The organism is Thainema salinarum CENA647, from assembly GCF_057732415.1.
The window spans coordinates 140436-167293 of record NZ_JBYJZJ010000022.1 but is presented as its reverse complement, the minus strand read 5'-3'; the positions used below and the strand labels follow the sequence as shown (position 1 = coordinate 167293).

The 26858-nt window shown below is 48.8% G+C and carries 30 protein-coding genes; 20 read left to right on the top strand and 10 right to left on the bottom strand.

The genetic code is table 11. The features are described from left to right. Nucleotides 1-107: 107 nt before the first annotated feature. The 4 genes from AC286M_RS07475 to AC286M_RS07460 all read right to left on the bottom strand — a co-directional run bounded on the left by AC286M_RS07475 (nucleotide 108) and on the right by AC286M_RS07460 (nucleotide 4117). A complete protein-coding gene (locus AC286M_RS07475; protein WP_488203780.1) occupies nucleotides 108-1025 on the bottom strand; it encodes a mechanosensitive ion channel family protein in 918 nt (305 codons plus the stop codon). Next, the gene (locus AC286M_RS07470; protein WP_488203779.1) at nucleotides 1025-2416 is read right to left on the bottom strand and encodes a hypothetical protein; all 1392 of its coding nucleotides are present in this window, start codon (nucleotides 2414-2416) and stop codon (nucleotides 1025-1027) included. The genes AC286M_RS07475 and AC286M_RS07470 overlap by 1 nt, the downstream gene beginning before the upstream one ends. Next, nucleotides 2413-3507 (bottom strand): glycosyl transferase, encoded by a 1095-nt coding sequence (locus AC286M_RS07465; protein ID WP_488203778.1) that lies wholly within the window; start codon nucleotides 3505-3507, stop codon nucleotides 2413-2415. The genes AC286M_RS07470 and AC286M_RS07465 overlap by 4 nt, the downstream gene beginning before the upstream one ends. Nucleotides 3508-3727: 220 nt before the next feature. Next, a complete protein-coding gene (locus AC286M_RS07460; RefSeq protein ID WP_488203777.1) occupies nucleotides 3728-4117 on the bottom strand; it encodes a hypothetical protein in 390 nt (129 codons plus the stop codon). Between the two features lie 122 nt (nucleotides 4118-4239). Between AC286M_RS07460 and AC286M_RS07455 the strand changes: the two genes are divergently transcribed. Next, nucleotides 4240-5964, top strand: coding sequence for an ABC-ATPase domain-containing protein (locus AC286M_RS07455; protein WP_488203776.1), 1725 nt, complete (start codon nucleotides 4240-4242; stop codon nucleotides 5962-5964). A gap of 401 nt (nucleotides 5965-6365) precedes the next feature. Here the strand turns inward: AC286M_RS07455 and AC286M_RS07450 are convergent, their stop codons facing one another. Both AC286M_RS07450 and AC286M_RS07445 read right to left on the bottom strand, forming a co-directional pair. Beyond that, nucleotides 6366-7001, bottom strand: coding sequence for a hypothetical protein (locus tag AC286M_RS07450; protein ID WP_488203775.1), 636 nt, complete (start codon nucleotides 6999-7001; stop codon nucleotides 6366-6368). Next, nucleotides 6971-7276, bottom strand: a complete 306-nt coding sequence (locus AC286M_RS07445; RefSeq protein ID WP_488203774.1) for a DUF2499 domain-containing protein — start codon at nucleotides 7274-7276, stop codon at nucleotides 6971-6973. Before AC286M_RS07445 ends, AC286M_RS07450 begins: the two co-directional genes overlap by 31 nt. 117 nt (nucleotides 7277-7393) lie before the next feature. Between AC286M_RS07445 and csaB the strand changes: the two genes are divergently transcribed. The 9 genes from csaB to AC286M_RS07400 all read left to right on the top strand — a co-directional run bounded on the left by csaB (nucleotide 7394) and on the right by AC286M_RS07400 (nucleotide 15058). Then, the gene (csaB, locus tag AC286M_RS07440) at nucleotides 7394-8485 is read left to right on the top strand and encodes a polysaccharide pyruvyl transferase CsaB (protein WP_488203773.1); all 1092 of its coding nucleotides are present in this window, start codon (nucleotides 7394-7396) and stop codon (nucleotides 8483-8485) included. 132 nt (nucleotides 8486-8617) lie between these two features. Continuing rightward, nucleotides 8618-9046, top strand: coding sequence for a DUF6010 family protein (locus AC286M_RS07435; protein WP_488203772.1), 429 nt, complete (start codon nucleotides 8618-8620; stop codon nucleotides 9044-9046). A gap of 369 nt (nucleotides 9047-9415) precedes the next feature. After that, nucleotides 9416-9958 carry a manganese catalase family protein gene (locus tag AC286M_RS07430; protein WP_488203771.1) on the top strand — a complete coding sequence of 181 codons (543 nt, stop codon included), beginning with the start codon at nucleotides 9416-9418 and terminating at the stop codon, nucleotides 9956-9958. A 46-nt stretch (nucleotides 9959-10004) separates the two neighbouring features. Then, nucleotides 10005-11092 (top strand): ISKra4 family transposase gene (locus AC286M_RS07425; protein WP_488202786.1). Its coding sequence is split into 2 segments (ribosomal slippage): nucleotides 10005-10176 and nucleotides 10176-11092, totalling 1089 coding nucleotides; the frame shifts between segments, so codons are not numbered across the junction. 3 nt (nucleotides 11093-11095) lie between these two features. After that, nucleotides 11096-11449 carry a manganese catalase family protein gene (locus tag AC286M_RS07420; protein ID WP_488203770.1) on the top strand — a complete coding sequence of 118 codons (354 nt, stop codon included), beginning with the start codon at nucleotides 11096-11098 and terminating at the stop codon, nucleotides 11447-11449. Nucleotides 11450-11769: 320 nt separating this feature from the next. Further along, nucleotides 11770-12273, top strand: a complete 504-nt coding sequence (locus tag AC286M_RS07415) for a GNAT family N-acetyltransferase (protein WP_488203769.1) — start codon at nucleotides 11770-11772, stop codon at nucleotides 12271-12273. Between the two features lie 86 nt (nucleotides 12274-12359). After that, nucleotides 12360-12731 carry a phosphotransferase gene (locus tag AC286M_RS07410; protein ID WP_488203768.1) on the top strand — a complete coding sequence of 124 codons (372 nt, stop codon included), beginning with the start codon at nucleotides 12360-12362 and terminating at the stop codon, nucleotides 12729-12731. A 57-nt stretch (nucleotides 12732-12788) separates the two neighbouring features. Further along, nucleotides 12789-14132 (top strand): cytochrome P450, encoded by a 1344-nt coding sequence (locus AC286M_RS07405; RefSeq protein ID WP_488203767.1) that lies wholly within the window; start codon nucleotides 12789-12791, stop codon nucleotides 14130-14132. Nucleotides 14133-14236: 104 nt separating this feature from the next. Next, nucleotides 14237-15058 (top strand): alpha/beta fold hydrolase, encoded by an 822-nt coding sequence (locus tag AC286M_RS07400; protein WP_488203766.1) that lies wholly within the window; start codon nucleotides 14237-14239, stop codon nucleotides 15056-15058. 24 nt (nucleotides 15059-15082) lie between these two features. Here AC286M_RS07400 and AC286M_RS07395 read toward each other — a convergent pair whose 3' ends face one another. The 3 genes from AC286M_RS07395 to AC286M_RS07385 all read right to left on the bottom strand — a co-directional run bounded on the left by AC286M_RS07395 (nucleotide 15083) and on the right by AC286M_RS07385 (nucleotide 17462). Continuing rightward, complete coding sequence (locus AC286M_RS07395; RefSeq protein ID WP_488203765.1) at nucleotides 15083-15370, bottom strand: DUF2934 domain-containing protein; 288 nt, start codon at nucleotides 15368-15370, stop codon at nucleotides 15083-15085. Between the two features lie 9 nt (nucleotides 15371-15379). Beyond that, complete coding sequence (locus AC286M_RS07390; RefSeq protein ID WP_488203764.1) at nucleotides 15380-16000, bottom strand: cysteine dioxygenase family protein; 621 nt, start codon at nucleotides 15998-16000, stop codon at nucleotides 15380-15382. Nucleotides 16001-16256: 256 nt separating this feature from the next. Next, nucleotides 16257-17462: a hypothetical protein gene (locus AC286M_RS07385; RefSeq protein WP_488203763.1), complete on the bottom strand. Its 1206-nt coding sequence runs from the start codon at nucleotides 17460-17462 to the stop codon at nucleotides 16257-16259. 108 nt (nucleotides 17463-17570) lie between these two features. Between AC286M_RS07385 and AC286M_RS07380 the strand changes: the two genes are divergently transcribed. From AC286M_RS07380 to AC286M_RS07340, 9 genes are all read left to right on the top strand, one after another. Then, nucleotides 17571-18331 (top strand): IS5 family transposase gene (locus AC286M_RS07380; protein WP_488203762.1). Its coding sequence is split into 2 segments (ribosomal slippage): nucleotides 17571-17898 and nucleotides 17898-18331, totalling 762 coding nucleotides; the frame shifts between segments, so codons are not numbered across the junction. 334 nt (nucleotides 18332-18665) lie between these two features. Beyond that, a complete protein-coding gene (locus AC286M_RS07375) occupies nucleotides 18666-19676 on the top strand; it encodes a S1 family peptidase (RefSeq protein ID WP_488203761.1) in 1011 nt (336 codons plus the stop codon). A gap of 270 nt (nucleotides 19677-19946) precedes the next feature. Further along, nucleotides 19947-21335, top strand: coding sequence for a B12-binding domain-containing radical SAM protein (locus AC286M_RS07370; RefSeq protein ID WP_488203760.1), 1389 nt, complete (start codon nucleotides 19947-19949; stop codon nucleotides 21333-21335). Between the two features lie 44 nt (nucleotides 21336-21379). Further along, nucleotides 21380-22246, top strand: a complete 867-nt coding sequence (locus tag AC286M_RS07365; protein WP_488203759.1) for a hypothetical protein — start codon at nucleotides 21380-21382, stop codon at nucleotides 22244-22246. Nucleotides 22247-22280: 34 nt separating this feature from the next. After that, nucleotides 22281-22751 carry a hypothetical protein gene (locus AC286M_RS07360; protein WP_488203758.1) on the top strand — a complete coding sequence of 157 codons (471 nt, stop codon included), beginning with the start codon at nucleotides 22281-22283 and terminating at the stop codon, nucleotides 22749-22751. A gap of 73 nt (nucleotides 22752-22824) precedes the next feature. Beyond that, nucleotides 22825-23367, top strand: a complete 543-nt coding sequence (locus AC286M_RS07355; RefSeq protein ID WP_488203757.1) for a Uma2 family endonuclease — start codon at nucleotides 22825-22827, stop codon at nucleotides 23365-23367. Nucleotides 23368-23804: 437 nt separating this feature from the next. Beyond that, the gene (locus AC286M_RS07350; RefSeq protein WP_488203756.1) at nucleotides 23805-24626 is read left to right on the top strand and encodes a TIGR04255 family protein; all 822 of its coding nucleotides are present in this window, start codon (nucleotides 23805-23807) and stop codon (nucleotides 24624-24626) included. A gap of 4 nt (nucleotides 24627-24630) precedes the next feature. Continuing rightward, complete coding sequence (locus AC286M_RS07345; protein WP_488203755.1) at nucleotides 24631-25233, top strand: hypothetical protein; 603 nt, start codon at nucleotides 24631-24633, stop codon at nucleotides 25231-25233. Beyond that, entirely contained in the window at nucleotides 25220-25807 is a 588-nt protein-coding gene (locus AC286M_RS07340; RefSeq protein WP_488203754.1) for a hypothetical protein, read from the top strand. Before AC286M_RS07345 ends, AC286M_RS07340 begins: the two co-directional genes overlap by 14 nt. Before the next feature lie 344 nt (nucleotides 25808-26151). Here AC286M_RS07340 and AC286M_RS07335 read toward each other — a convergent pair whose 3' ends face one another. Further along, nucleotides 26152-26364 (bottom strand): helix-turn-helix domain-containing protein, encoded by a 213-nt coding sequence (locus AC286M_RS07335; protein ID WP_488203753.1) that lies wholly within the window; start codon nucleotides 26362-26364, stop codon nucleotides 26152-26154. A 223-nt stretch (nucleotides 26365-26587) separates the two neighbouring features. Here AC286M_RS07335 and AC286M_RS07330 point away from each other — a divergent pair, with 223 nt between their 5' ends. After that, nucleotides 26588-26857: a hypothetical protein gene (locus AC286M_RS07330; RefSeq protein WP_488203752.1), complete on the top strand. Its 270-nt coding sequence runs from the start codon at nucleotides 26588-26590 to the stop codon at nucleotides 26855-26857. The last annotated feature ends 1 nt before the right edge of the window (nucleotide 26858 follow it).

Below are 26858 nucleotides of genomic sequence, written 5' to 3'. Positions count from 1 at the left end.
GAATGGCCATTCGCCCCTACGCAACGTCATATTTTCAGATGTTTGTTGATGAACACGAAATAATTCTGCCCCTGCTCCGATGTTCACAATGCAGCTTTTACGCGATATCACTCAGGTGCATTCGATAGAGGGGCAGTTTTAGGATATTGAAGCTGAGCTTCGGCGAAGGCTTGTTTGGCGCGGCGAGTCAGATCGGTTTGATAGACGATTTCATCGCGGGCATCGATGGGATAGGCTTTGAGGCGAAAATGGGTGGCCCAGGCGAGTTCTTCCATAACGACAACGATAGGCAAGTTGAGCTGAGTGTATTTGCTGCTGTAGGCGGCTTCGTAAAGGATTTGAAAGACCTGTTCGACATCGATGCCGTGTTCAAAATAAAAGTGAGTAATCACTTGGGCTTCCAAACTGCCGCTGTTGGCATTGGAGATCGCGTCTGTCCAGGTTTTGCTGTGGGGAATCGTGACCTGATTGTCATCCAGGGTGCGCAGCCGAATGCTCCGCAGACCGTAGCTAACCACTTCGCCGTAGCTGTCGCCGATCCGCACGCGATCGCCCACTCGATAAGGCGCTTCAAACAGAGCGACAATGCCCGCAATGATCGAGGTGACGTAATCTTTGAAGGCAAAACCCAGCGCCACGGCAATCGTTCCGGTCACGGCAAACAGATTTTCCTCAGATAAGTCAAAGAACAGGTTGATTAGATAGGCCGTGATCACAATCAGGATCAGTCCTTTCCAGAAGGGAAGCGACTGTTTGACAATCAGCCGATAGCGACGGGCAACCTGTTCCGAAACCCAGTTGGTCAAAGACTGGGCGGCGCGACTCAGACTATAGGCCAGCAGAATCACCAAGACGGTTTTGATGATTTTACGTACCGTGATGTCGGTAAAGATGTCCTGTGGTCGTAGACCGTCGCCATCCTGCGCTAGCCAATAAACGGGAGAAAGCAGCTCCGATAAGTGCGTGAAGTGCATGAAGTGCTCTAAATCGGGCTGTAGCGCCGTTTCCAGTAGCGTGATGTCCATCAGATTTCTCCCACTAGAAAGTTATTGTCCGCGAGTTCCGTTTTAAGCCGGGGATAATGCTTGGGGCTGACGGCGAGCCGTCCTTGGTGCTGTTCTAAAACACCTTGGCGGAGTAGGAGTTGGGCTTGCGATCGCAAAATACTTTCTGTTTCTCCCAAGCTCAGCGCCAAGTGCGATCGCGTCATGGCACCGTGCAGCAGCAGGGAGTGCAGCAGATAGCGATCTTTCATGGTGATCGATGGCAGGCTGGGCAGGACGGGGTGGGTTTGATGGAGTTTGTTGGCCCAGTGGGAGGGTAGTTGGGTGGGAGGATGAGTTGGTGGTGAAGGGGGAGATGGGTGGATGGGTGGATGGGTGGATGAGGGATGGGTGGGTGGTGAAGATGGGGAGTGGTTGGAGGATTGATGGTGCGGGGTGGTGGATGAATGATGGTTGGCCGGATGGGTTGGATCGTGGGGGGGCTCGGTTGTTTTGTCGGAAGTGCGGATGCGGAGTGATTTGAGCCAGAGTTGAGCGGCGGCGCGGCTGCCGCCGCGTGAGAGGTTGGCGAGTCCTTTCCAGTAGGATTCGGACTCAAAGGATGGCGCATTTAGGTCGTCGCTGTCGGGTTCGAGCAGGTGAGTTGCGATCGCACTGAGCCAGTCCTGTAAATCTTTGCCGGATAGATCGGGTAGCGATGTACAACAGCCAAAGTAGGCGCGAATTTGGCAAACGCGGTCTAGAAATTCCCAGGCCCAGGCATTGCAGCCAATCAGCCAGAACACATGAGGATACTGCACCACCGCATCCCGCACTTCGATCAGTTCTTGCCAGCCACCAATGCTGCGTAGAAAATTCTGGTGCAGTTCTGGGATCACCATCAAAATCGGCTTGGGGGGCTGAGGGGGCACGGCATCCGCAGCGTCAGCGCCATTCTTTTCATGCTCATCGGGCTTCCCATTACCATTCGGCATCGTGATCTCTTGCTGTTCCGTCTGATCCTCTAGGATGCGCCGTAGCTGACTGGCCTGATTGGAGATCTGCGTGAGCCGCTTCGAGGGTAGCGGATAAACGACGGTGAACTCAGTTTGTTCGGCGGCCAGCGTATTCAACAATTCCGCTGGTGAGTCTACAGGACTGCTTAAAACGACCAAATGATTTGGTTCATCGTCCGGGTCGTCTTGCCACTGCTGAATGGTAGATGCCAGCTTGTCTTGTACGGTCGTGTAGTAGATCTCTGGCCACTTTAACTGCTTGATATCATGCGCGATCGCATCGGCCAAATCTTCTGGCAGTGAATCGGATTGCTGCTCAGTACGGCTAGCCTGTCGCCGCGAGAACCACGCCTGCACCTGATTCAACAGCGATCTCAGTCGCACACTCATCTGCTGATTGCCATCGCGTTCCCTCATCCGCTGCCTCCTGCTGCAATGTAGTCCACAACCGCCTGTGCGATCGCGCTATTGCCATCCTTTGGGAATGGCTCAGCCTGTCGCGGTGGCTGCATGGGCTGGTGAAGAAACGACCAGTCGCCTGCCGTAAACTCTTCGGGCGACACAATTAGGTGATGGGCATTATCCTGAATACCCGCCAGCAAAAACGGCGTTTCGGCAAATCCTTCACGGGTAATCGTCACAATCGGCACGCCCACCCGACAGGCTTCGCTGAAGGTGCCAAATCCTGGTTTCGAAACCACCCGCCCACACAGCGGCATAAAGTCCACAGGCCGATAGGCGCGCTCCGTCACCTGAATCAAATTGGGCAGGTCGGGAGCCTGTCGGTCAAAGGTAATAAACTGCCAGTCCGGAAACCGAGCCAGATTGCCGTAGGGAATGCCCGCTAGTCCCAAACCGCCGAAGGTGAGCAAAATCGTTTGTTCTTGGGGCGCGGTGATGCCAAATTTTTCTCGTAACGTATCCCCGTCATGGCCCGGATCGCCACCCGTTAGCCCCACGTCAATCACGTTTTTGAAAGCACTCATTGGCTCATGCCACGGATAGCGATATAAGCGATCGCACTTGGCAAACTGCTGACTAATCCAGTCGGCCATCTCGACGAACTCGCCGCTCCACTCCCGATAAATCAAATCCCAGCCAAAGTTGCTCATCATCCAGCAGGGGACACCCGCCGCCTCTGCGATCGCAGCCGCTAGCGGCGGAATATCGGCTAGAACTAAACAGGCTTTATTTTGGGCAATAAAATTGGCTTCGGCGCTGATAATTTGAGAACTGCGATCTCGGATTTGCTTTAGCTTCTCCAACGTCGCCGCCTTATCCATCGTCAGACTATCGCTCTGCACCACTCCCACATCAAAGCTGCGGGGCCGATGAATAAAATCGCTATTCGGTAAGTAAGACTCCAGCAGCCAGCGGGGAGCCGTCGTCACAAACGCCAGCAGCACATCGGGACAAAATTTCTGAATCGTCGCGGCTACCCCTGCCGTGCGCGTCGCATGACCAAAGCCATGATTCGTAATTGCAATATAAATAACTGGACGAGACATGTGACCTGCTTTATCGTGAGTCAACAATCCTGACTCATAATAAAGCAACGCCCGAAATCTCACCTATTGAATGCTCGCCTCATTGAAACCATATTTCGATATATCTCACATCTTGCACCTTGCACGTTGAGAGCCTGAAGAGGTTGTTTTGCCGTGATGCGGCGGCAAAGTAACCCTTCTGAGTTTTGGTGCAAGATGTGAGTATATTGAGTTCTTAAAGTTAAATGACTGGACTCCAGCTACCGCCAGGAACTGCTGGCGTGATCTGAGCTGCGCTTGTTACTGCACCATCATCGATAAACCAGACACTTGTACGACCTAATGTAGAGTTATGCCACAGCAAGTCATCTGCAAAGCCATCCCCATCAAAATCTGAAACTCCTTCAATTCGCCAATTTAGATTACTAAGTGAATCTAGAGATTGCGTTTGTTTCGTTCCATCTGGATTTACAGACCAGACAACATTTTTTCCAGTTTCATAATTGCGCCAGACTAGCTCGTTTAATCGACCATCTCTATCAAAATCACCCCCACCTGCAATTTTCCAGTTGAGATTACTAACGTCTTGAATATTAGACTTTATAGTGCTTTGTATTTTTGCAGTTTGCACCTTGTAAACCAATTACCCGAAGAGGTTATTTTATGCCGACGAATGCCTCTCTTTTATCGATAGGATGTGAACATTGCTAAAGAATTTTTAGAAGATTGAAGCAAAAGCGGAATCAGATATACATGGGTGATCAACAAAATGCTCTCCGTCAAATGCTGCTTGCTCTTGACCAGCGGAGCTACAAAGCATATCGAGACATCAAAGGCGAGTATGCTTTTCCTGGCTTTGATCTGATTATTGATCGGGTGCAGGGCGATCCGTTTGCCGCACCGAGTCAAGTACGGGTGCGGGTACCCCAGGATGAAGCCCGATTTCCATCAACGCTGTTCCACAATCGCAGTCGCGAAATTGCCGTAAGAGACTATCTCACCCGTCAGTTCTACCAGGCGACTCAGGATTTACGGCAGCGGCGCGGCAGCGGCAAAAGCGGCTTAATTTCGATGACACAGCCGGGACAAGCGGCTTTAGAGCGCACATCGGTCTGGATCAATGCCGACTGGGTAGAAGCGCGATTCGTCGTCGGCCTACCTGCCTTTGGTCGCCGGATTGCCGGACAGCAGGCGGCAGAAATGCTGTGTGATGACATTCCCGCGCTGGTTGAACGGGCATTGATCTATGAGAACCTCAATGCAAAGACTATTCAAGCCCACGTAGACACTGCCGAAGATGCCGACTGGTTGCGATCGCAACTCCCCTGCCAAAATCTAGTTGCCTTCATCGCCAACGGTGCTATCCTGCCGCGTCGCAGCGGTGTGGATGATCGGCCATTAGATGCCAAAGAAGCGATTCCGTTTCAAGCGCCGGAATCCTTGCAAGTGACCTTTGAGCGACCCCACTATGGCACGATTACCGGATTGGGCATTCCCACCGGAGTGACGCTGATTGTGGGTGGCGGCTATCACGGTAAATCGACCTTGCTGCGGGCGATTGAGCTGGGGATTTACAACCATATTCCCGGTGATGGTCGCGAGTGGGTGGTGACGAATGCTGATGCGGTGAAGATTCGCGCCGAGGATGGCCGTAGTGTTGCCGGAGTCAATATTTCGCCGTTTATTAACCACCTGCCCCAAGGTCGTGATACTCAAGCGTTCTCCACGCCCAACGCAAGCGGCAGCACGTCGCAAGCGGCCAATATTATCGAAGCGATCGCAGCTCAGGCTCAGGTACTCCTAGTAGACGAAGATACGGCTGCAACCAACTTCATGATTCGCGATCGCAGAATGCAGGCGCTGATTGCCAAGGATGACGAGCCGATTACGCCGTTTATCGATAAGGTAAGACAGCTCAAGCAGGATCTGGATATTTCGACCATCCTGGTCATGGGCGGCAGCGGTGACTACTTTGACGTGGCCGATACGGTGATTGCGATGGAGAATTTTGGGCCGCGTGAGGTGACGGCAGAAGCGCGGCAGATTGCCCAGCAGTATCCCACCGATCGGCAGGCAGAAGGCGGAAAATCCTTTGGCGAATTAACGAAACGAATCCCCGCAGCTAACTGCCTCGATCCCAGTCGGGGCAAGAAGTCTGTCAAATGGTCGGTACGCGGCGTAGACCAGCTTGCCTTTGGCACAGAAGACATCGATCTGTCGGCACTGGAGCAGATCGTGGAACCGGGACAGGTACGCGCGATCGCAGTTGCAATGGTGCATCTCCAGTCTTATCTGGACGAGTCGCAATCTCTAACTGAAATCCTCGATCAGGTGATGCAGGACATTGCCACCAAAGGCTGGGACGCGATGACTTGGCTACCGGAGGGCGATATCGTCACCTGTCGCCGTTTTGAACTGGCAGCAGCGATTAATCGGACGCGATCGCTACGGATTGTGCAGACGGTGCTTCATACATAGCTGGTGTGTGATCAAAAATGTGCGATCGCAAAGAAACGTAGCGAATTGCTTCAGAGCACAAGCAAACTGTGATCAATCTCACAAATTTGGGCATAGTTAGCGAAGAAAGAACTTCTACGATAGCTCTGTAGGTGTTCAATCATCGTTCTACGGGTTGTGGCACACCACGTCAGCGGATCAAGTGAGTAGCTTTATTGATTCTGCGATGTGAGGTTGATGCTAGTAACCTATTCCAGCGTATGGGGACTCATGTTAAACATGAGTCCTATTTTTTATTCAAAAGTCGAGCAAAAAGCTTATACCGCGTCAGAAATAACATCCTGAATACCTTTCATAAAGCGACCACATAAATCGCTTAAAGTGCTTACAGTATTCGGAATATCTTCATCGGTGATGTAGTTCTAAGCAATCTCCCCTATCCCTAGCCATCTTAAAAAATTGGTCAGGAAAAGAAACTCTTTTTGTTGATTAAAACCATTATCATAGTTGACAAAATGGACATACGTAAGCTGATCAAGACCACCTATTTTAATTTCAGTACCGATGACGAAATTATCGATTTTGGTTTTGTAAATAAAGGAAGAGCCAAGCCTTTTAGGCTTGCCGAGACAAGGTTCACACGCGGCTTTGACTTCTTGGCCAAGGAGAGTATGATTTGGTTTTACAGTTTTCTTGAAAAATCTGTTTTCGTAGAACTCTTCTAGATTTTCTTGATTAAAGGGTTGATTATTTATTTTTTCAAATTTATCCCATCTGACGCGATCAATTATCTTAGGTGATTTCCCAATAATTTCACTATTGCGTTCTGTTAAAAACTTGTTTGATAGAGAAATCGCAAAGTCTAATCTCTCAGCAGGATTAAGTGAGTCAAAATAGTGGCAGGCAACTATTGCCGTTTGTCCTTTGATCTGCCTCAAATAATGAAAATCTGAATTTACTTCGCGTTTCACATCATCGTGAATCCAGTTGTAGAATCCAGTTTTAATTTGCTTGATAACTTCCATCTCTATGCCTGCTTTGATCTGGCCGTTTTCCAAATCCACCAGCCTGCGATACATAGCGTCACGTTGCCCACAACCGTCATCGCGGCCTGAAGCGTCACCAGCCAGTCTAGAGAATTCGGATTGTCAAAAAAGTGCCAGGTACAGGCACACATAGCGCTGACCAATGCGGGCAGCATACCAAACGACAGCGCTCGCCAAGCCGTGTTGCCGCTGACGTTGCTGTACGTCCAGATCAGCCAAATCGCGGCAATCCATTCAATCACGCTGGAAACGTGAATAATCCAAGTCGGAATCGATAAAGCATGCATAGCGAATTCAACTAGTGTGAATAAATTCTGAAGTGTTGTGTGATTTAAGAAACCATTGGGTGATGATTCCCCTGCAAGGTATTGTAAGGGGACAAGCGTAGAGAATGTTAGCGACCGATGATGAGGGCAGTTTTGTGTGGCTATTACGGACAGGGCAATGGCGGTGACGAGGCGCTGTTGGCCTCGCTGCTGCAAATGTTGCCGTCTCACGTGGTGCCCGTGGTGCTATCCGGCAATACCCAGCAAACCCGCGATCGCTATGGCGTAGATGCCGTGCCGCGCAAGTCGGCCTTTCAGGTTTTGCAAGCCCTACGGCAGGCCGATGTTTTTATCTGGGGCGGCGGCAGTTTGATGCAGGACAGCACCAGCGTCCTCAATCCGGTGTACTACGGCGGTCTGATGGGATTAGCCCAGCGTATGGGATTGCGCTCCATTGCCTGGGCGCAAGGCGTTGGCCCCCTGCGGCGTTCCACCTCACGCTGGATTACTCAGCAGGCTTTGCGCGGTTGTCGCGCTGTCAGCGTGCGCGATCAGCAGTCGGCAGAAATCCTAGCCAACTGGGGAGTTCCCTTCTGGCTAGCTCCCGATCCGGTCTGGGCACTAGAAGCCGAACCGCTGCCGGGACTGTGGGATTTGCCTGCACCACGAGTCGCCGTCTGTCTGCGATCGCATCCCTGGCTCACTCCCGATCGGTTGGAACTGATCACTCAGGCGTTAGTTACCTTTCAGCAAGCTACGCAAACCTGCATTCTACTCATCCCCTTTCAGCCCGTGCAGGATACTGCGATCGCGGAATTCATTCAGGCCAAGTTAAAAGGGCCAAGCAAGATTTTGCCTGTGGAGCAGCCGCGCCAGTTGAAAGGGGTGTTTCGCGGTGTAGAAATGACCATTGGTATGCGCTTTCATGCGTTGGTGATGGGAGCGGCAGAAGGCTGTCGCTGCGTGGGGTTGAGCTATGATCCAAAGGTGACACAGCTCATGCGATCGCTCAATCTCAAGGGCTGGGATTTGAATCCCAAGGGTTCAGCTCAGTCCAGTTCGAAAGACGCTTGGCACCTGCCATTATTACCGACAACGGCAACTGACCTTAGCCAAGCCTGGATTGAGTTCTATGCCAATGGCAATCCGCTTACCGATGATCAAATTCAATCCCTCGTGGATCGGGCACTGATGCATCAGGATTTACTGAAAGAAGCGCTACATTTGTAGTATTTGATATTCTCACATCTTGCACTAAAACCCAGAAGGGTTGTTTTGCCGCCGCATCGCGGCGGCAAAACAACCTCTTCGGGTTTTCAAAGTGCAAGGTGCAAGATGTGAGATATTCAGATTTCCCAGCCCATGATGGTCATTCTTGCGTTGCTGCTTGGCTTGCTGGGTGCAGCCATTTTTCTAATCATTTGTAGAGTTGTGACGCCTGAGACTCAGACTCAAACGCTTGCAGTAGGACTGATGGTTGCTGCATTCATCTACATTGGTTTTGCAATTCTAGGACAGGCAAGCGCAGCATGGATCTCCGTAGAAGTGGCTGGCATAGCGATATACGGTCTATTTGCCCTTTTGGGACTGTACTCCTCACGCTGGTGGCTAATGGTCGGTTGGCTGCTCCATCCCGTCTGGGATCTGGGGCTACATTTTTATGAGCGCGGTGCGAGCTTTACGCCAGCCTGGTACGTTTTGATGTGCCTCAGCTTTGATCTGCTGGTCGCAGCGTATATCGGTGGAATGCAGTTTGGATTATTCAAATTGAAGACAGTTGATCCGTTGTAAATCATACAAGACGGTAGTTCAAGGCAGCGGATTGTTTGGATCTAGATTAGCCAGAGTGCGATCGCTGGCAACCTTTTCTTTTCCAACCGATATTTCGCGTCATCTTTTGGTTATAAGCCTTTAATTTATTGCATAAAAAATATCGAAACGAGCCAGTGTTCAAGGCGTTAACTTGCTAAAGAATGATGAGAGAGTAAATCTTCTGAATCTTTAGAACTAAGCCTTCTCTGACAATAGTGACAGATTAAATAAAAGCTTACTTTACTGCTCTTTCGACGGATGGGAAAACGGTTTGAGATTGCAAACATGAAAGTACCAGAAAAGGCAGAAACTTATCTGCTTTTTCATGTTGATTACTAAACAATTTTCATGTTCTACCATAAAAAACGCCTGCAATATTTCACCAAGCCAGAAAACCCAGATCCCGTTTATGCTAAGCAGCTACAAGAGCTAATTGGTGGGCCTTTTGGCGAAATGTCGGTGATGATGCAGTACCTGTTCCAAGGCTGGAATTGCCGTGGTCCTGCAAAGTACAAAGATATGATGCTGGACATCGGTACCGAAGAAATTGGTCACATTGAAATGCTGGCTAATTTGATCGCGCATCTAGTGGATAAAGCACCACCGGATGTTCAAGAAAAGTCTGCCGCTGACCCAATTGTTGAAGGGGTCATGGGCGGTATGAATGCTAAAGATATCATCATGGCAAGTATGAATCCCAAACATGCTGTGATGTCTGGCGGCGGCGCTTTACCGGCTGACAGTGTGGGATATCCCTGGAACGGGAACTACATTGTGGCCTCTGGTAATTTGATGGCCGACTTCTTCTCAAATGTGCAGGCTGAAGCTCAGGGTCGTCTACAGGCCGTGCGCCTGTATGAGATGGCGACTGGGAGCAGGTCACTTTCTTGAGAGAAAAATTAGAGTAAGACTGTAGCGATATTTTGAGGGTGCTCTAATGACGCCAGCGGAACACCAAGAACTCTTACAGTGCAGTCAACGCATCGCGGAACTACTGTACCAGGAAGCCTGTGAGCAAAACCAGCCGATGGCAAATTTGGGAGCCATCGAATCAACGGTGCGCGCTCAAGTGCAAGAACACGTCACGCCAGTCATTGGGGAGTTTTTTGCCAAACCGTTACCGGCACCGACGAAGGATATCCCCGCCAACTAGAGAGCATTCTGGGCCGGTTATCCCTCAGTAGTGAACAGGCCAAACAACTCGGTGTCCGTCCCCGACAACAGGTCAGCCCTTATTTAGAGCTGTGCTGTCTGCGCCAAAGCGCAATTGTTTCTTATGCCCAAGCGGCGATTGAAGTAGAGGTGCAAACGGGACGACGGGTGAGTGCGAAAACGCAGCAGCGGTTGGAGGCGCGCCATGACTTCGAGCTGCCCACGAGTGAGGTCCCGGTTGAGCAAATGAGCCTGGATGGCGGCATGATTCGCTTGCGCACGCCGCTGGGGGAAGCGGCTGAGTGGCGTGAATATAAAGCCTTGAATTTGGGTGAGCAGCATCAGGGCATGGCCTGGTTCAAAGACAACGAACACCTGATTGAGTGGGCAAATGACCTCCCCTTAGCCCCGATAGTGGACTGCCTGGGCGATGGTCATGATGGGGTTTGGGGCATCTATGCCCAGATTGGCAACGACCACCAACGTCACGAAATCCTCGATTGGTTTCACCTGATGGAAAATTTGCATCAAGTCCAAGCCACTCCAGAAGCACTCGAAACCGCTCGCAGCTTTCTTTGGCAGGGACAAGTAGACGCTGCTATGAATGTGTTTGAGGTGAGCGAGTCGGAAGCAGCACGTCGCTTCTGTGGCTATCTAGAGCGGCATCGTGACCGCATCCCCAATTATCGTTACTACCAAGAAGAAGGGTGGCCGATTGGCTCGGGGGATGTTGAGTCCTGGGTGAAGCAAATTAACCAACGCACGAAGATCCCTGGCGCTGCCTGGAACGCTGAGCGGGTGCCGCAGGTTTTAGCGCATCGTTGTGCTTACCTCAACGGCAGGCTCTCACCTCAGAGATGTTTTTCTCTGTAGAAGGTGACCTACTCCCTGGCGACTGATCCCGGCGTCAAGGATACGCTGAGCTACATGATTGCTCGCGATACCATGCACCAAAACCAGTGGTTGGCGGCGATTGAGGAACTGAAAGCAGATGGATTGGAAAGTCTGCCCGTTCCCAGCCGATTCCCGCAGTCACAGGAGAAGCAGGACGCGTCTTACACGTTCTGGAACTTGTCTGAAGGTACTGAAAGCCAGCAGGGACGCTGGGCCAAAGGAACTGCTCCGGATGGCAAGGGTGAATTTAAGTATCTGGAAAACCCAGAGCCTCAAGGCCCTGCCGCAGAAGCACCCAAGCCGAATCCCAAACTCTATTCCACTCCTAAGCAATAGAGAGTAGAACGTTTTTTTCAGGGTGCTTAATGACCTCAAGAGGGAGGAGTTTGCTGCGTCGCAGCAGCTCCTCCCTCTTGATTTAAGAATCATCGAGTCGTAGTTTAGGAAGCTCTATAGGCACGGCTGTGCCAAAGCGATCGCAAAACCCAACAGATTCATTACCGATGTCGAGTTTCGCAAATTCAACCCACCACAAGAAACTAAAACCCCTCCTCAATTCCCTCTACAGTCTTTACAGCCTTTACAGCCCTTCGCCCTCCTTGTAGTATGCTGTATTATATTAATTGAACGTGCCGTCAACTGGAGTTCATGTGGTGATGCAAATTGAACCTTATGCTCCTCACTACCTTGATGTTGTGATTGGTCTGTCGCTGCGGGCATGGACGCCAGTCTTTGATTCAATTCGGCAAGCGCTGAATCCAGAGGTGTACCAGGCATTCTATGTCGATGGTTGGCAGATGAGTCAGCAAAAGGCTGTCGAGGATGTCTGTGCGGCGGAAGACATCCATGTATGGGTTGCGATCGCATCTGGCTCTGGTTCTTCCAATTCTCCAAATTCCGTCGTTGGTTTTATTGCCGTAAAGCTCCACCAAGAGGACAATATGGGCGAAATTTACATGGTGGCCGTCGATCCAGACGCTCAGGGACAGGGCATTGGCAGCGCTCTAATCGAGTTTGCGCTGGACTGGATGAAGAACGCTGGAATGTCAATTGCAATGGTCGAAACAGGCGGCGATCCTGGTCATGCTCCAGCGCGTCATACTTACGAAAAGGTTGGTTTTGAGCTGTTTCCAGTCGCTCGATACTTCAAAAAGCTGTAGGTCATCACTCTGAAGGCTCAACGCGTAAAGACATGGTTAGCAACGCGGATTTAATAAGATGAAATCTTTGGGGTAGGGACACGGCAATGCCGTGTCCCTACGGATGGAACGGTTTACAAGTTATTCAATCCACAATCCTTAACGAAATGCGATCGCGGCCAGAAATACTAAAGCTCGCTTACCAGAATGGTTTGAGCATTCAAGCAGATTCGCTGCAATTCAACGAGTCGGGTCTTGATTTTCAGGTTGCGTTAGCGACGGACGCTGAGGGAGATCGCTGGGTTTTGCGGCTTCCGCGACGCGCCGATGTTCTGCCGTCAGTCGAGAAGGAACAACGAACGCTGGAACTGGTTGCGCCACTGCTCGCTGTAGAAGCACCACGATGGACGATTTGCACAGATGAACTGATTAATCTGCGATCGCACAAAAGATTAAGGCTTGACTGTTGTCATGACTAACTTGTCCTAGCGCTAACGTAGAGTTAAATCATGCGTTGAGCGCAGTGGAGAACGATCATGGTGAGCCAACTACCGAACTGCATCACTAGCCCACCTTGGTGGCAGCTGATTAAGTGGATTGCCGATCCAATTGGGTTTCAAGACCAATACAGCCAGCAGTATGGCGACATATTCACGATGCGGCTGGGTCAAATTGCGATCTGTGTTGTCACGGGAGATCCGCAAGTTATTCAGGAGATTTTTAGCCAAAGCGCCAAATTTGATGTGGGTCGAGGTAATGCACTGGCTGAACCGCTGGTTGGGTCAAATTCGCTGATGCTGCTGGATGGCGAGCGCCATCGACGCGAGCGAAAATTGCTGATGCCGCCGTTTCATGGGGAACGGCTACAGACCTATGCGCAGCAGATTTGCCTGATTACGGAACAAGTGGCAGCGCAGTGGCAGGTTGGTCAACCCTTCGTTGCACGAACGGCGATGCAGAAGATTAGCCTGGAGGTGATTTTGCAGGTGGTCTTTGGCTTGAGCACCGGGGAACGGTATGAACAGCTCAAGCCTCTGCTAGCCGACTGGCTCAATATGACCGATTCTCCACTGCGATCGAGCGTCCTGTTTTTGCGGTTTCTACAGCAAGACTGGGGCGCTTGGACACCGTGGGGCGGCATGAGGCGGCGACAGCGTCAGGTTCATGAGCTGCTGCAAGCCGAAATTGATGAACGGCGATCGCAAGGTAAGGAAGGCGGAACAGATGTGCTCAGCCTGATGATGGCGGCGCGGGATGAAAATGGGCAGGCGATGGCCGATGCGGAACTGCGAGATGAGCTGCTGACAATCTTGTTCGCTGGGCATGAAACCACGGCTACAACGCTTGCCTGGGCGTTCTATCAAATTCATCGACATGCAGACGTGCTGGAAAAACTGCTGCACGAATTAGACAGCCTGGGAGACAATCCAGCACCGTTAGATATTGCGAAGCTTCCTTATCTATCAGCCGTCTGTCAGGAAACGCTGCGCATGTATCCGGTTATCCCGATCCTCTTCCCTCGCATCACGAAGTCGTCTATGAAAATTGCCGGATACCAGTTTGATGCTGAAACGACGCTGATGCCTAGCATTTATCTGGTGCATTATCGCGAGGATCTCTATCCCAATCCTCAGCAGTTCAAGCCAGAGCGGTTCTTTGAGCGTGAATATTCCCCGTCTGAATATTTACCATTTGGCGGCGGCAATCGTCGCTGTTTGGGCTATGCCCTGGCTCAGCTAGAAATGAAGCTGGTTCTGGCGACGATTTTGGCTCAGTATCAATTGGCCCTAGGGGAGAATAAACCTGTGAAGCTACAGCGACGGGGCTTCACGCTGGCACCTGCGGGTGGAGTGCCACTGGTAATGACCGGAAAACGATGAAATAAGGATATTTTCGTGATGCGATCGCGACTTTGAGAATGCAATCAGGATGCGATCGCACGTTGAAACGTTAGCGAAAACATGAGAAAAAGCAGGACACCTAAATGCCGTGGCAACTTAATCAGCGTGTAATAACCAGTGCAGGTGCGATCGCGGCGGGTACGGCTGGCGACGGGCCTGCTCTGGTCTTAGCGCATGGATGGCCGTGGTCTTCTTTTTCATGGCATCGCGTTATCCCCGGACTAGAGCAGCACTTCCACGTCCATTGGTATGACATGCCCGGCTACGGCAAATCCGCCAAAACAGATAATCAGCGAACATCACTGGATTTACAAGGGCAGATTTTTGCTGAGATGGTTGAGCATTGGGGACTGGAGCGCCCCTTGGTCATCGCGCATGATTTCGGAGGCGCAATGACTCTCCGTGCTCACTTGCTGCACGGGTGTGAGTTTGAGCGATACGTTTTAATGAATGTTGTTGCTATGCGTCCCTGGGGTTCAGAATTTTTCGACCATGTGGGTCGTCACGTCGATGCGTTTCTTGGACTCCCCCCACATATCCATCAGGCTGTCGTCAGAGCCTATATCGAAGGTGCGTTGGTCAACGATATCGACTGTGCCGATCTAGAACAGCTGATCGAGCCTTGGCTGTCGGAAGCTGGCCGCAAGAGCTTTTATCGGCAGTTCGCGCAGGCTGATGAAAAGTACACGGCTGAAATTGAGCCATTATTCGGAGATGTGCGCTGCCCCGTAAAAATTCTGTGGGGCAAAGATGATCCCTGGATCCCGCTCCAGCGAGGAGAAGCACTGCATTCTCTCATCCATCATGCGTCGTTTAAGACATTGGACAATGTGGGCCATCTGCCCCAGTTGGAGGCCCCACAAGTTGTCTTAGACGAAGTGGTCGATTTTTTGTTGGACAAATAGCGGCTGAAGATAATGGCTGTTGCACTAGTCCTGTTCCAGGATATTTCGCCCCATGTTCTGGCATAAACTCAAATACGCGTCTTGCCAATGCTCCTCAGCGCAGTTGTCTGGACGGCCACGATGTAGCCAAATATAATAGGCTGTCTCACGAATTAACGCTGCACTGGGAATATTGGACGTGAACCATTCGCAGGTTTGGGTCACAGGATCGTAGGGCACAGACGCAAAGCTGTCCCGCCCCGGTGAGGGTTGAGTATGACGATAGCAATCGCGGCGCAGTGGGCACTCGTCTCCAGGACAATACAGCATCATAAATTCAATTCAGTAATGCTTTGCTCGGTAGGTTATTGGATCGAATTCAAATCGCTGTTGGCTGTGGGTTTCGCCGTATAAGTTGAACGTGACCAACCATTCTTCGCCGATTGCCTGTACTGAATGAATGGCGGCTGGTGTAAAACTAATCACATCTCCGACTGCCAAAATTTTTTCTTCAACTGGACTGACCTTGTCAGGACATTCAGGCTCGGGGGTTCGTTGCCACAGCCTGTTGTGTTCCTGCCCTTGCAAAATCGCCACAATGCCCCAGGTTCCATGATTGTGAATGGATGATTGGGTACCGGGTTTATGAGTTTCAACTTGAACGGTTAAGGGATAGCCAATTTCATCGTAGAGGTTAAGGATAGCTGTTCCCGTTCCGGGAGAAGGTTCGGGGCGTTGAGTGTGCAACCAGTAGGAATTCAGCACCAGTTTTCGCACAAGTCGGCGTAGTTCAGGAAAACAATCACACTGATGCTCCGTAGTGGCTTGATTGAGGGTATCTTCGACCTCTGTCAAGAAGCGATGGAAACGGTAGGGTGTTTCCAGCAGATCCCATTCGCGGGCAGTCGGGCAGGGCTGGCACTGCCCAGTTTCTGTAACAAGCCAATCCTTACCCTTGGACATATCCCTCGGAATCCACAGCTAGCGTTGATAGATTATGACTATTTAGACTATTCGTTTCAGGAAGAGAGAGCTGTAAATTTTACATCAAGTTCGCACACCCACATTTTGCATCTGTTGCTACCTTGCAGACTAAGGCAGTTCTCAAAATCATCACCTGAATACCACTACCCAGACTAAATCCGAAAAGATAATTTGCCGCCGTATCGCGGCGGCAAATTATCTTTTCGGGGGTTAATAGAAAATATGAGTACATTCATCATGCCCTGAGTGCAAATGCTTGGATAGTGTGATTATCAATTTCAAAACGCTGGTTCAGGAGAATTTGGGGCTGATTCTGAGTGTCGATGACCAGCAGAACGGCTTCATCAACGTTGAGCCATTCTGTAATCTGTTCTTCTTGACGGGTCGCGGTAGTCCACTCTTCTTTCGTGATTAACCGATTGCGACGGGACGCAATTAGAATCAGACGGTTGCCTGCTGCGTGAATTAGAAACTTGTTAAAGTCGTCATGCCAAACTGGCGCTTCATCCGCTGCCCCTTCCAGAATGAGCGGATACAAATCTAACCACGGCTCAATCCGGACAAATTCGCGATCGCAGATCACTTTAGCAAGGTAGAGCTTTTCGGGAAGATATCGGTTTGCCGCCGTGCCTTCTTTAACCACAACCCACGGTGGCACCATCTGAGTGGAGGCCAATATTTTATTACCTGTGCGATCGCTGAGATAATTCCAGATTTCCACGGTGTCCTGACGAACCATATGAAATTTGATCTCAGCCAGCGGGTTTGACGCTTCAGTGATGTAAAGGTGTTGTCCAGAGATGAATCGGTTGCTGTCGTCAACTAAGACGTACCAGCGCTGGGCAGCGGCATCAATCCACTGAGCATCCAGGTGCGGCTGGCTAACATCAAACTCCTGTTTATCCAAAAGGTAAATGTTTTTAGGATCGGAGCAATCAAATTTGAAAATAAACACAGGGACAAAAATGTTATCCAGAAGATAGGCAATTTTTTGATGGACAACTATACCGTGGGCATCTTTCTTGGCCAGTCCTGTAACCTGTAGTTCAACTCGGCTCAAAATTGTTAAATCAAGGCTCAGGACAATAAAATCGCCTTCTGCCGATATGAAAATGTGTTCTCCATCGGTTTCTAATGCGGTGAGGCTATTGAACGCGATGCGTTTGATTTCAGCCAGGGTTAAATCAAGCTGAATCAGGTAGCAGCTCTTGTCTCCGTCAGTGCGGGGTAGGGGCTGAGCCGCAACAATGATAGATTCTGGTGCTCGGACAATTTTCAGGATTTGCAGTTCTGCTGATTTCTCGGTATTGAGCAAACGGATTGACTCAAGCTCGACGTAGCATTGCGATTGAGGCTCAATCGCAAGCAGCAGCAGCCGATCGCGACGATACGACTGATCTCTGGCAGCAAGAATCAAATCGGGGAGTAACATGCCATTCACAGTAACTCCTTCGATGGTTAATGAGCTAGGGCGTGTCATCAAATAGACCTGTGACAGCGTAAAATCAAGAGTCACAGCTGAGCAATCGATCTAATTAGGAGTGTTAGGATGCCCCGTCGCTATGCCCTACGAGATGACCAATGGGAGCGCATGAAAGACCTGTTGCCCGGTCGAGCTGGCAGCGTGGGCGTGACGGCTCGCGACAATCGACTGTTCGTGGAAGCGGTCTTGTATCGATATCGAGCCGGGATTCCATGGCGAGACTTGCCAGAGCGCTTTGGGGACTACCGCAAAATCCATACCCGATTTCGACGCTGGTGTCGCACGGGAGTCTGGCTGAGAGTATTTGAAGCGCTCGCCAATGAGCCGGATAATGAATATGCCATGATTGATTCGACCATTGTGCGCGCTCATCAGCACAGTGCCGGAGCAAAGGGGGGGATGCCTCTGCCCAAGCGATAGGTCGCAGTAAAGGGGGATTGAGTAGCAAGATTCATGCCCGTGTCGATGCGTTGGGCAATCCGACCGCCTTCTATCTAACCCCCGGACAAGCGAGTGACTTAGACGGAGCTGATGTGCTCTTGAGCGACTTGGAGGCGGATGGACTGCTGGCTGATAAAGCCGATGATGCCGATGAGCGAGTCATCAAGCGCTTAGAGCACGACGGCATCACACCCGTGATTCCGCCTAAGCGCAATCGACGTCAGCCTCGTGAGTATGACCAGGAACTCTACCAAGCCCGGCATCTGATTGAAAACTTTTTTGCCAAGTTAAAACAGTATCGAGCCATTGCTACCCGCTACGATAAGCTAGCCGAGAGCTTTCTAGGGGCGATTTATCTCGCGGCTACCGTCATCTGGCTTAATTGATGACACGCCCTAGGTGCGATCGCACCTTTACCCACCTACTCATCAAAAATGCGATCGCACTCTCATTTCACAAACCTCCTGCGATCGTACCTCCACCATCTGCTTATCAACACCGTGAAAAATGTCGGATAACTCCGGCATCTGGAATACTATCTAGCATTTTTGATGAATAACATCCTGAAAATGGAGAGCTAAACAGCAAAAAATCTGTCTAATTTCTGAAAATTGGGATCTAGCTTATTATGTTTGGCCTATAATTTTTGGCTTATACTTACAAAGTATAAGGGTATTACTTGTTCAATCTAGCTTTGCATGTGTGTTTGAATAACAAATCATGGAAAATTTGCAATTAACTGCAACTGATATTGCAAGATACTTTCTCATAGCAAATGGAAAAAGAGATGCTCAGGGAATCATACGTCCAAAATCGATTGGAGACTTCATTGGAAATGACAATCAAAAAATCCAATGCCTTTTTGATGTGTACCAGATATGCAGGAGATTGGAAGCGGAAAATATTTTAGTTCCTGCTGGTTCAGAGTTGAGAGGTGCTCCTCCTTTGAATAATAACTATTATTGCTATAGATTTGATGATAACCTTGCTGAATATGGAACTTATGAATTCCTTTGCTTTGGATTTCCTTATATTCGTAACTACTTTTCAAAATCTGTTCTTCCAATCATTGTTGAAAGAGAAGATGGCACAGAAGATATTGGAACTGGCTTTCTAGTGTCTGATCACAGTTTTACAACTCGCGGTTTTACGACAGCAGCACATTGTATAAAAGGAATGAGAAAAATATATATACCAGGCTGGAGTTTCAATGAAGAGAATTTGGCAGCCATTCATGTTTCGTTGGAAGAAAACGTAGATCTTGCTTTTTTGAAATTTAACACGAAAAACCCTTTCGATGGTGTTCCTGGTTTCTTATTTAGAGAAGGAAATATTTTAGAAGATATCATTACGATGGGTTATCCTCCAATTCCTGGATTTGAAAGCGTATTAGTTGCCGAAAAAGCACATATATCTGGCTATTTGAGTTCTACAGTTGGACAGCTAACGGGTTTAGAGCAGTCTTATCTAGATAAACAAACTTATTTTTTGTTTACAGCAAGAATAAAGGGCGGTAACAGTGGTGGACCAATAGTCGGAAAGGACGGTTTTGCGTTAGGTGTTGTTGCACAAATACCAGCAGGAGCTGAAGGTCGGGCTGATTTAATTGGCTACGGTATAGCGACACCGTCTAATACCTTCATATCATTTATTGAGTCTTGCTTTGAAGATTCAGATTCAACGAAGCTATTAGATTTTGAATTTGGCGACAACTATATATCAACGAGTTAAGATTCAATATAAAGCCAAAAATATCGTATATACTTGGTAAGCAAAAAATACCGTTCGCTCCTAACCCTATTTTTTTGTAGGTGATGCGAAATGTTAAACAAACTACAGTAAGAAATCTTTTCGCAAGTCGGTTGAGATCGCACCTCTACGCACTTTCTCTACCGCCAGCTTCTTAAAGAACTAAGAACTGTATCTATTCCGGTTTGAGACTGCGAATCTCAATTCATACTTAAAACCAGCAACGCCTAATGTGCGGTTGGTGGAAAGCTTATGAAAATCGATATTGTCATTGTCTACATTCAGCGCTATCGCAATGGTCATGAGGCTGATTTTGTGCCGCCGCTGACCGGGATTCACCTAGCAGCACTGACCCCGCCCCAGCATACGGTGCGAGTGATTCACCAGCAGGTTGAGCCCGTAAACCTCGATAGCGATGCAGACGTAATTGTGCTCTCGTTTTTCAGTGGCTTTGCACCAGAAGCCTATCGTTTGGCGACTGAATATCGCGATCGCGGCAAGATCACCATTGCGGGTGGCCCACACGTTACCTTTGCGCCAGAGGAAGCGCTGCGGTTTGTCGATAGCGTCGTGATTGGCGAAGGCGAGTCAGTCTGGGCACAGATGTTTCAAGATATTGAACAGAATCGGTTGCAGCCCCGCTACGTCGGCGAAGCCCTGCCGCTGACCGACATTCCCACACCGCGCTACGACCTGCTCTCGCCTAAATACGCTGTGCGGCGGGTGGTGCAAGCGACGCGCGGCTGTCCGTTTTCCTGCTCCTTTTGCACCGTTCCCACCCTGAATCCAGGCTTTCGCACCCGCCCGATTGAAGCGGTGCTCAACGACATCCGCTACAACGATTTCAAGTGGTGGTGGCAGCGCAAGCTGGTCTGGTTTTGGGATGATAACCTAACGGCCAATCGACCCTATATCAAGGAACTGCTGCGCCAGATGATTCCCCTGCGGAAGTGGTGGTTGACTCAAGCCAGTATGGACATCACCCTGGATGATGAACTGCTGGATCTGATGCGGGATTCCGGCTGCATCGGCATTTTCTTTGGCATTGAGTCCTTTGGCCTGGAGTCGCTAATCGACGCGGGGAAGCGGCAAAATAAAGTGAATGAGTACCGCAGCAAAATTCAAAAGCTGCACGATCGCGGCATTGGCGTAATGGCTGGGTTCATCTCTGGTTTGGATGGTGATACGCCGGAGAGCATTCGGGATATGGCAAATCAACTGGAGGAAATTGGCGTTGATGTACCGTTTTTGAGCATTCTTACGCCCTTCAAAGGCACGCGCTCCTATGCAAAGATGCAGGATGCGGGTCGGTTGCGATCGCATCTCGGCTGGGAGTTTTACAACGGCTATAACGTGACGTTCTTACCTAATCACATGACCGTCGCCGAGCTGTTGCAGGCCCATCGGCACTTATGGCGGTCGGCGTTTAGTTTGCGCTCAGTCTTGCGGAGAATTGGCCGCTCTCTCTTCACCTTACGCGGAGGAGCGATGATGATGTGCGGCATCATGAATCTGTTCTACGGCTGGAAAGCGCTGAGCAAGAATGAACCGATGAGCTTTGAGGGAACCGATCGCTATTCATCGATTCGAGAAGTGGTTGATGCAGTAGATGCGATCGCACCTTCAACTACTGTTCATTAAGAGTGCGATCGCGCTTTTCTCACTACTTATGAATAGGTGACAGTATGGTTGATATTTGCGTTGTTACGGACGATATCTTTCTGCTTGCTCTGGATGACTTTTTCAGAGATAAAATGAAATTTATTGAGTCCAATGAGCTATTAGAATGCGCTAGAAATATTGCATCAGAATTGGGCATCGAACCAAAAGACTGTCCCGTAGAGGGATATTATCATGAGACGCCAGAGTTGACAGAATATTTTAAGCTTGTGAGGAGATTGCAGGATATTGATAGCAGCAGTAAAAGCAAAGTTATTAGATCCAAGAATAACTTAGAACGTTTATCAAGAGTCTGTGGATCAAAAGTTTTTGGACAGCCCGATAAAGATAGATCTGGCCTATTGCCAAGACGCAAAGATGTAGTTGCAAAATCTTTGGAGAAGCTTGCGCCAGATTGGAACCTCAATAAGGTGATAGAAGAGGCCAAAGCTCTGTGTTCCGATGATGACTGCTCCCTTGTTGGTATGGCCTGTGCTTTTGGTTCGCCCTATGTAGTTGCTGCTCTCAGAGAAACGGCAGCGCTATATACTGCCATGATGCTTGGTTGTGCTATGGAAGAGCTAGAGTACACATATAAATGGGAAGTCAGCGAGAAGCTTGAGCAATTAGCTAATTCATTCATACAAGTAGTTAAACAAGATATGGGCTTCAGAATACCGTCTGCAAGTGCATGTAATGCTGAAAAATACTATAAGAGAGGAGAAAAGGCTGATATCGTTGGTCGCTGCATAGCGATTGGACTCAACGATGCAGTAGAACCTGTGCAGTATTATCACTGGGGAATACGATGGGTCGATGGCAAATACAAAGTCGAAGAGTTTTGGAATATAGATTTATGGACGACAGAAAGATATAGAAAGTCTATTTTGTAAATGTAGCCAAAACCTACTACTCACGTTCTTTGTAGTGCGATCTCATTCTCAACTGCTCGTTGTAAAGTGCGATCGCGCTTCTAACAAACTTTGTAAGGAACTGATGGAAGATTCCGAGTCTGACACTGTTGTTATTGCTGATCTCCAATCGCTGCTAGGCCAGATTGAGTTTTCAGACTTGTGGGTCAAGTGGGTTGTGCGATGTGAGATTGGCCCGGATTGGATTGGGGGTGGACGGTTGATCCAGTTCTATCTTGATCACCGTCCCCTGGCTGACACCCAACTGCATCATCAACTCAAAGATGCGCTTGTTCGGGTGCTCAATATTCCGGATGCAAGTCCAGATGCGGTAATCAGCGGTGAGGGCACAGTCACGTATAAGCACAATACGCTCGAAGTTGAATATGAATGGTCGGAGGCTGTTCCCTATCTGGATGCTCGCAACAGCGGCTTCGGCACGGCTGTCCTGATTGACTGTACGTCGATTTCTGCCATATCAGGATGATGAGGTTCTGCACAAGCTACAGCTATTCAGTTCAGTAAAATAGTGATGCAGCAGGCCGTGAGGAGTTCTCAAGATGACTACGCTCATAAAATGGTCAGTTGACGATTATCACCAGATGATTGCGGCAGGAATCTTGCAAAATCGTCGGGTGGAGCTGCTAGCGGGAGATATTGTCGAAGTGAGTCCAGAAGGGCCGATCCATGCGTCACGGATTCGGAAGGTGGGCAACTATCTCCGCAGTTTGCTTAATGGGTTGGCGTTGGTGTCTGAGGTGCATCCGATTACGCTACAGCAATCGGAACCGGAGCCAGATCTGGCGATTGTGCGGTTGCCGGAGGATCGCTATGACAATCGCCATCCGGGGGCTGATGATATCCTCTGGCTGATTGAGATTTCAGATACGACGCTGATGACGGATTTGAACCAAAAGCGACAGATATACGCTACGGCGGGTATTGGCGAGTATTGGGTGGTGAATGTGCCGGACAATTGCCTAATGGTGTTTCGTCAGCCAGTTGGACAAGACTATACGAGCACATTTGAGCTAACGGAGGGAACGGTGAGTCCTTTGGCTTTTCCCGAAATCAAGGTGTCAGTCAATCGCTTTCTGGGTTGAACGAGCCTTAGTGCTGACTGGCGAAGAAAATGAGATCGCAACTCCCTCAACTGCTTGTTAAACGTGCGATCGCATATCTATCAACTATTTATTAGCACTGATACAAATACTGGATAAACTGGATAACTTCGGCACAGAGGATGTTATCCAGCAATTTTGACGGATAATAATATCCTGTGTCACCAAGGTGAACCATCAGATCTGACGTATAACTACGGAAAGTAGAGGTGTTATCGATCAGATCTAACGTTGAATAGATAGTTAGACCGCTAAACCATCTGCAAAAGGCAACTTTAAGCTGTTGAGGTGCCATTTCTCTTTGTACTGTCGAAGCTAGTACGGCAATTTAGGCTAGATGAATCTGCTTGCTCCTGAGTTAGTCTAGATAGTAGGGTATAACCTATAAATCAGTGAACCGAGCAAGTGGGACAGTTAATGTGACAGTTGGAGCAAGCACTGGAAAACTACCGTCTTATGGTCAGCCACCCGTTACAGAAGTGGCTTGTAGTGTGCTGTTTACATCCCTTGAGGGACTGCTTTCTCCCCACATCGGACTGTTGTGGCAAAGATTTCAGCCCGAATATCCATTTTGTGATGATGTTGTTCCGATTGCATCAAGGGTCGAAATTTTTGATGATCAGAACGTTGAGCCGCAATTGAAGCTAAGCAATGTTCCACCATTGCCAAGGGTTTGGTTTATTAACCAGGATGGGACAAGAATCATCCAGGTTCAGCGGGATCGATTCATCCATAATTGGAGAAAAGTTGGCACAGACACTGAATATCCAAGGTATGACAGTCTTATTAAATCTTTTCAGGATTATTTAGCACACTTTGATGATTTTTTGATGGAAGCTGAACTGGGAAGGGTTCAACCACTTCAGTATGAACTAACTTATGTAAATCAAATTCCACAAGGAGAAGCTTGGGTTACCCTTGAAGACATTGGTAAAGTTTTTCCTGATATTAGCTGGAAAGTGAGTTCTTCAAGGTTTCTTGCCCACCCTCAAAGTATTAGCTGGTCTACCACTTTTGAATTGCCTAATACAGTTGGCAGACTACATACTTCAGTCAAATCAGCCGTTCTCAATGAAAACGCAACTCTTTTGTTTGAACTTACTGTGCGAGGTATTGGGAGTTACACTTCACGAGAAACATTGCAAAATTGGTTTGACACGGCGCATGAGTGGATTGTTTGTGCATTTGCTGATTTGACAGATAAGGAGACTCAAACAAAAATTTGGAAGCGAAGGGAGTAAGACCATGACTGCAATTCTGGCGCAATCTGAAGTATTTGAACAAGAACAAGAAGAGTTTTCAACTGTTTCAACAACTTTCAATAATCGAACGGCACAGAAGTTTCCTAATCGCCCTATTGCAATAGTTCGCTCAGTACGTTCGATAGCACAAACTTCGGCCAAAGACATTGATGATGCGAGAAGCTATTATCTCTCTCCACGTCTTATAGATTATGCAAGTATATTTTTACCACCTCAACCATACGAACTTAGAACTATTGAGGATCAATCTAAAGAATTGAGGTCTGATGATATTGCAGTACACGCTCTAACTCACTCTACCGTGAGACAAAATGTTAGTTTTGCTCAACCACTATCAAGCTTAAGACGCGGAAGATTTTTGTTTTCTCTACTGCATTCTTCCTCTGTTCATCTTCCACAACCAAAATCTAAGCTACAAGATTCTGAGTTAGATGAGGGGCAGGCAGTTTGGAGAGGAGTTTTTCCCTTGTCAAATAGCACGAAGGTTTTATTTTCAGAGAACATTGAAATTAGAGTAGATGAGTTACCAGTTTGGAAGCCCAATGTTGTAATTGATAGTTACCGCCTCGAAGATGATGACGAATGACCTCTGGTATGAGGTAGTAAATGCAGACATTGAACTAACACAAGGAGACATAATCCTTGACTGTCCTGTTGTTCGTTGGGCTTCCAAATCTATTGAACCTGGTGCTGTTGACAGTTTTGAGATCCTTAAGTCGGCAATCGAGGTTGTTTTAGCCGATGTTGTTGTAATAACTCAAGCTTGTGATTTAGAGCAACACAAAGTAGAAAATGCAATTCTCTGTCCTCATGTGTCGTTGGATAAATACAAAGAGGAGTGGGAAGCAGCAATGAAAGCCATGAGCCAAAATCCAACTTCAAAAGCTTGGCAAAGAACCTGTGAAGACATCAAAAATGGCTATATCTGGAACCTTTCTATGTTGAACGAAGGCAATGTTGCAGATTTAGTTTTAACGCATCGTGTAGTTGATTTTCATGATGTATTTACCTTGCCACGTACTTTTCTTGAATCTCTCATGCAAAGTAGAGAGCAGCCTAGACTTCGCTTGCGTCCTCCTTATCGGGAGCATTTGTCTCAAGCTTTTGCTAGATTCTTCATGCGGGTTGGTCTTCCCACAGGTATAACAAAGGTTTGGTAATTTATAAATTTCAATCCGAGCATAGGTTAGAGTAGTTCTTTGTAAGAAATACTTCATACTTGTGCGGTATAGTAATTCGCTTGGAGCGGACTGACGTAGGATCTTGGGGCTCTTCTGGATTTGTGGTTGAAGCTGTATAACAGGATATGCTCTGCTTTTGCCAAAGGGGCTGAAACCCTTGCCAGGCTTGTTATAAGCATTACTTATCACCAGGTGCCCAGAAGAGCCGATCTTGGTACATGGCGAAAGTTATTTGCAGCCGCTCAAGCGAGTCTTATACAAACTACAGTGAAAAACACTCCATATATCTGTGTTGTGATTAAAATCGCACATTCCAACTTCTCTCACTTATCCGCTTCGTAAACCATCAGATCTCCTGGCTGACAGTTCAGGGCTTTGCAGAGGGCATTGAGTGTCGCTTCATCAATGCGGGTAAATTGTCGCCGTACTTTTAGCCTGGAAACGGATGTGGGATGCATCCCAATTTGGCGTGCGAGTTCCTTGTTGCTGATGTCTCGCTCCGCCATGACAACTGCCAATCGCCAGTGAATTACCACTTAATCTAATCGTTTCCAATCTGCTGCTTTGCTTGCAGATGCTATCACTTTGCGTTTTTAGCTGTGGCAAAAATAGCGTTATCAGAAATTTAATTAGCGTCAGCGGTTGATTTTTGGGAGGGCTTTGGATTAAACTCAACGTCATCAACAAAAACGCGATCGCACTTCCATTGCCGATAAAAGTGCGATCGCGGTGAGTTCATTTATTCGTTTGGTAACCATTATGATAGCCACTTTACTGCGGGAAAGCTCTCCCGCCGATTCTGCTGCGCCGATTTCCGTGCCAGAGCTGCTCAAAACGCCCATCCCTAACGCCCCAACAGGCAAACAGCCCGTCCGCCTGCTCGTCTGCGGCATTCCCCCAGGCGTTGAAGACATCGTCCTGCGGCTGCATCAGCTCGGCTTTGCCGAAATCCACGAATGGAGTCTGCCCCTGCCCTCACCCGTCGAAGGCGAAGTCCTGCGGATTCTAACCCGCTACATTGTGCCGTGAT

Bases quoted from the DNA above. Each gene is read 5' to 3' on its own strand.
- AC286M_RS07475 (WP_488203780.1), bottom strand. From the start codon at position 1,025: ATGGACATCACGCTACTGGAAACGGCGCTACAGCCCGATTTAGAGCAC.
- AC286M_RS07470 (WP_488203779.1), bottom strand. From the start codon at position 2,416: ATGAGGGAACGCGATGGCAATCAGCAGATGAGTGTGCGACTGAGATCG.
- AC286M_RS07465 (WP_488203778.1), bottom strand. From the start codon at position 3,507: ATGTCTCGTCCAGTTATTTATATTGCAATTACGAATCATGGCTTTGGT.
- AC286M_RS07455 (WP_488203776.1), top strand. From the start codon at position 4,240: ATGGGTGATCAACAAAATGCTCTCCGTCAAATGCTGCTTGCTCTTGAC.
- AC286M_RS07445 (WP_488203774.1), bottom strand. From the start codon at position 7,276: ATGCATGCTTTATCGATTCCGACTTGGATTATTCACGTTTCCAGCGTG.
- csaB (WP_488203773.1), top strand. From the start codon at position 7,394: ATGATGAGGGCAGTTTTGTGTGGCTATTACGGACAGGGCAATGGCGGT.
- AC286M_RS07435 (WP_488203772.1), top strand. From the start codon at position 8,618: ATGATGGTCATTCTTGCGTTGCTGCTTGGCTTGCTGGGTGCAGCCATT.
- AC286M_RS07430 (WP_488203771.1), top strand. From the start codon at position 9,416: ATGTTCTACCATAAAAAACGCCTGCAATATTTCACCAAGCCAGAAAAC.
- AC286M_RS07415 (WP_488203769.1), top strand. From the start codon at position 11,770: ATGCAAATTGAACCTTATGCTCCTCACTACCTTGATGTTGTGATTGGT.
- AC286M_RS07410 (WP_488203768.1), top strand. From the start codon at position 12,360: ATGCCGTGTCCCTACGGATGGAACGGTTTACAAGTTATTCAATCCACA.
- AC286M_RS07405 (WP_488203767.1), top strand. From the start codon at position 12,789: ATGGTGAGCCAACTACCGAACTGCATCACTAGCCCACCTTGGTGGCAG.
- AC286M_RS07400 (WP_488203766.1), top strand. From the start codon at position 14,237: ATGCCGTGGCAACTTAATCAGCGTGTAATAACCAGTGCAGGTGCGATC.
- AC286M_RS07395 (WP_488203765.1), bottom strand. From the start codon at position 15,370: ATGATGCTGTATTGTCCTGGAGACGAGTGCCCACTGCGCCGCGATTGC.
- AC286M_RS07390 (WP_488203764.1), bottom strand. From the start codon at position 16,000: ATGTCCAAGGGTAAGGATTGGCTTGTTACAGAAACTGGGCAGTGCCAG.
- AC286M_RS07375 (WP_488203761.1), top strand. From the start codon at position 18,666: ATGGAAAATTTGCAATTAACTGCAACTGATATTGCAAGATACTTTCTC.
- AC286M_RS07370 (WP_488203760.1), top strand. From the start codon at position 19,947: ATGAAAATCGATATTGTCATTGTCTACATTCAGCGCTATCGCAATGGT.
- AC286M_RS07365 (WP_488203759.1), top strand. From the start codon at position 21,380: ATGGTTGATATTTGCGTTGTTACGGACGATATCTTTCTGCTTGCTCTG.
- AC286M_RS07355 (WP_488203757.1), top strand. From the start codon at position 22,825: ATGACTACGCTCATAAAATGGTCAGTTGACGATTATCACCAGATGATT.
- AC286M_RS07345 (WP_488203755.1), top strand. From the start codon at position 24,631: ATGACTGCAATTCTGGCGCAATCTGAAGTATTTGAACAAGAACAAGAA.
- AC286M_RS07340 (WP_488203754.1), top strand. From the start codon at position 25,220: ATGATGACGAATGACCTCTGGTATGAGGTAGTAAATGCAGACATTGAA.
- AC286M_RS07330 (WP_488203752.1), top strand. From the start codon at position 26,588: ATGATAGCCACTTTACTGCGGGAAAGCTCTCCCGCCGATTCTGCTGCG.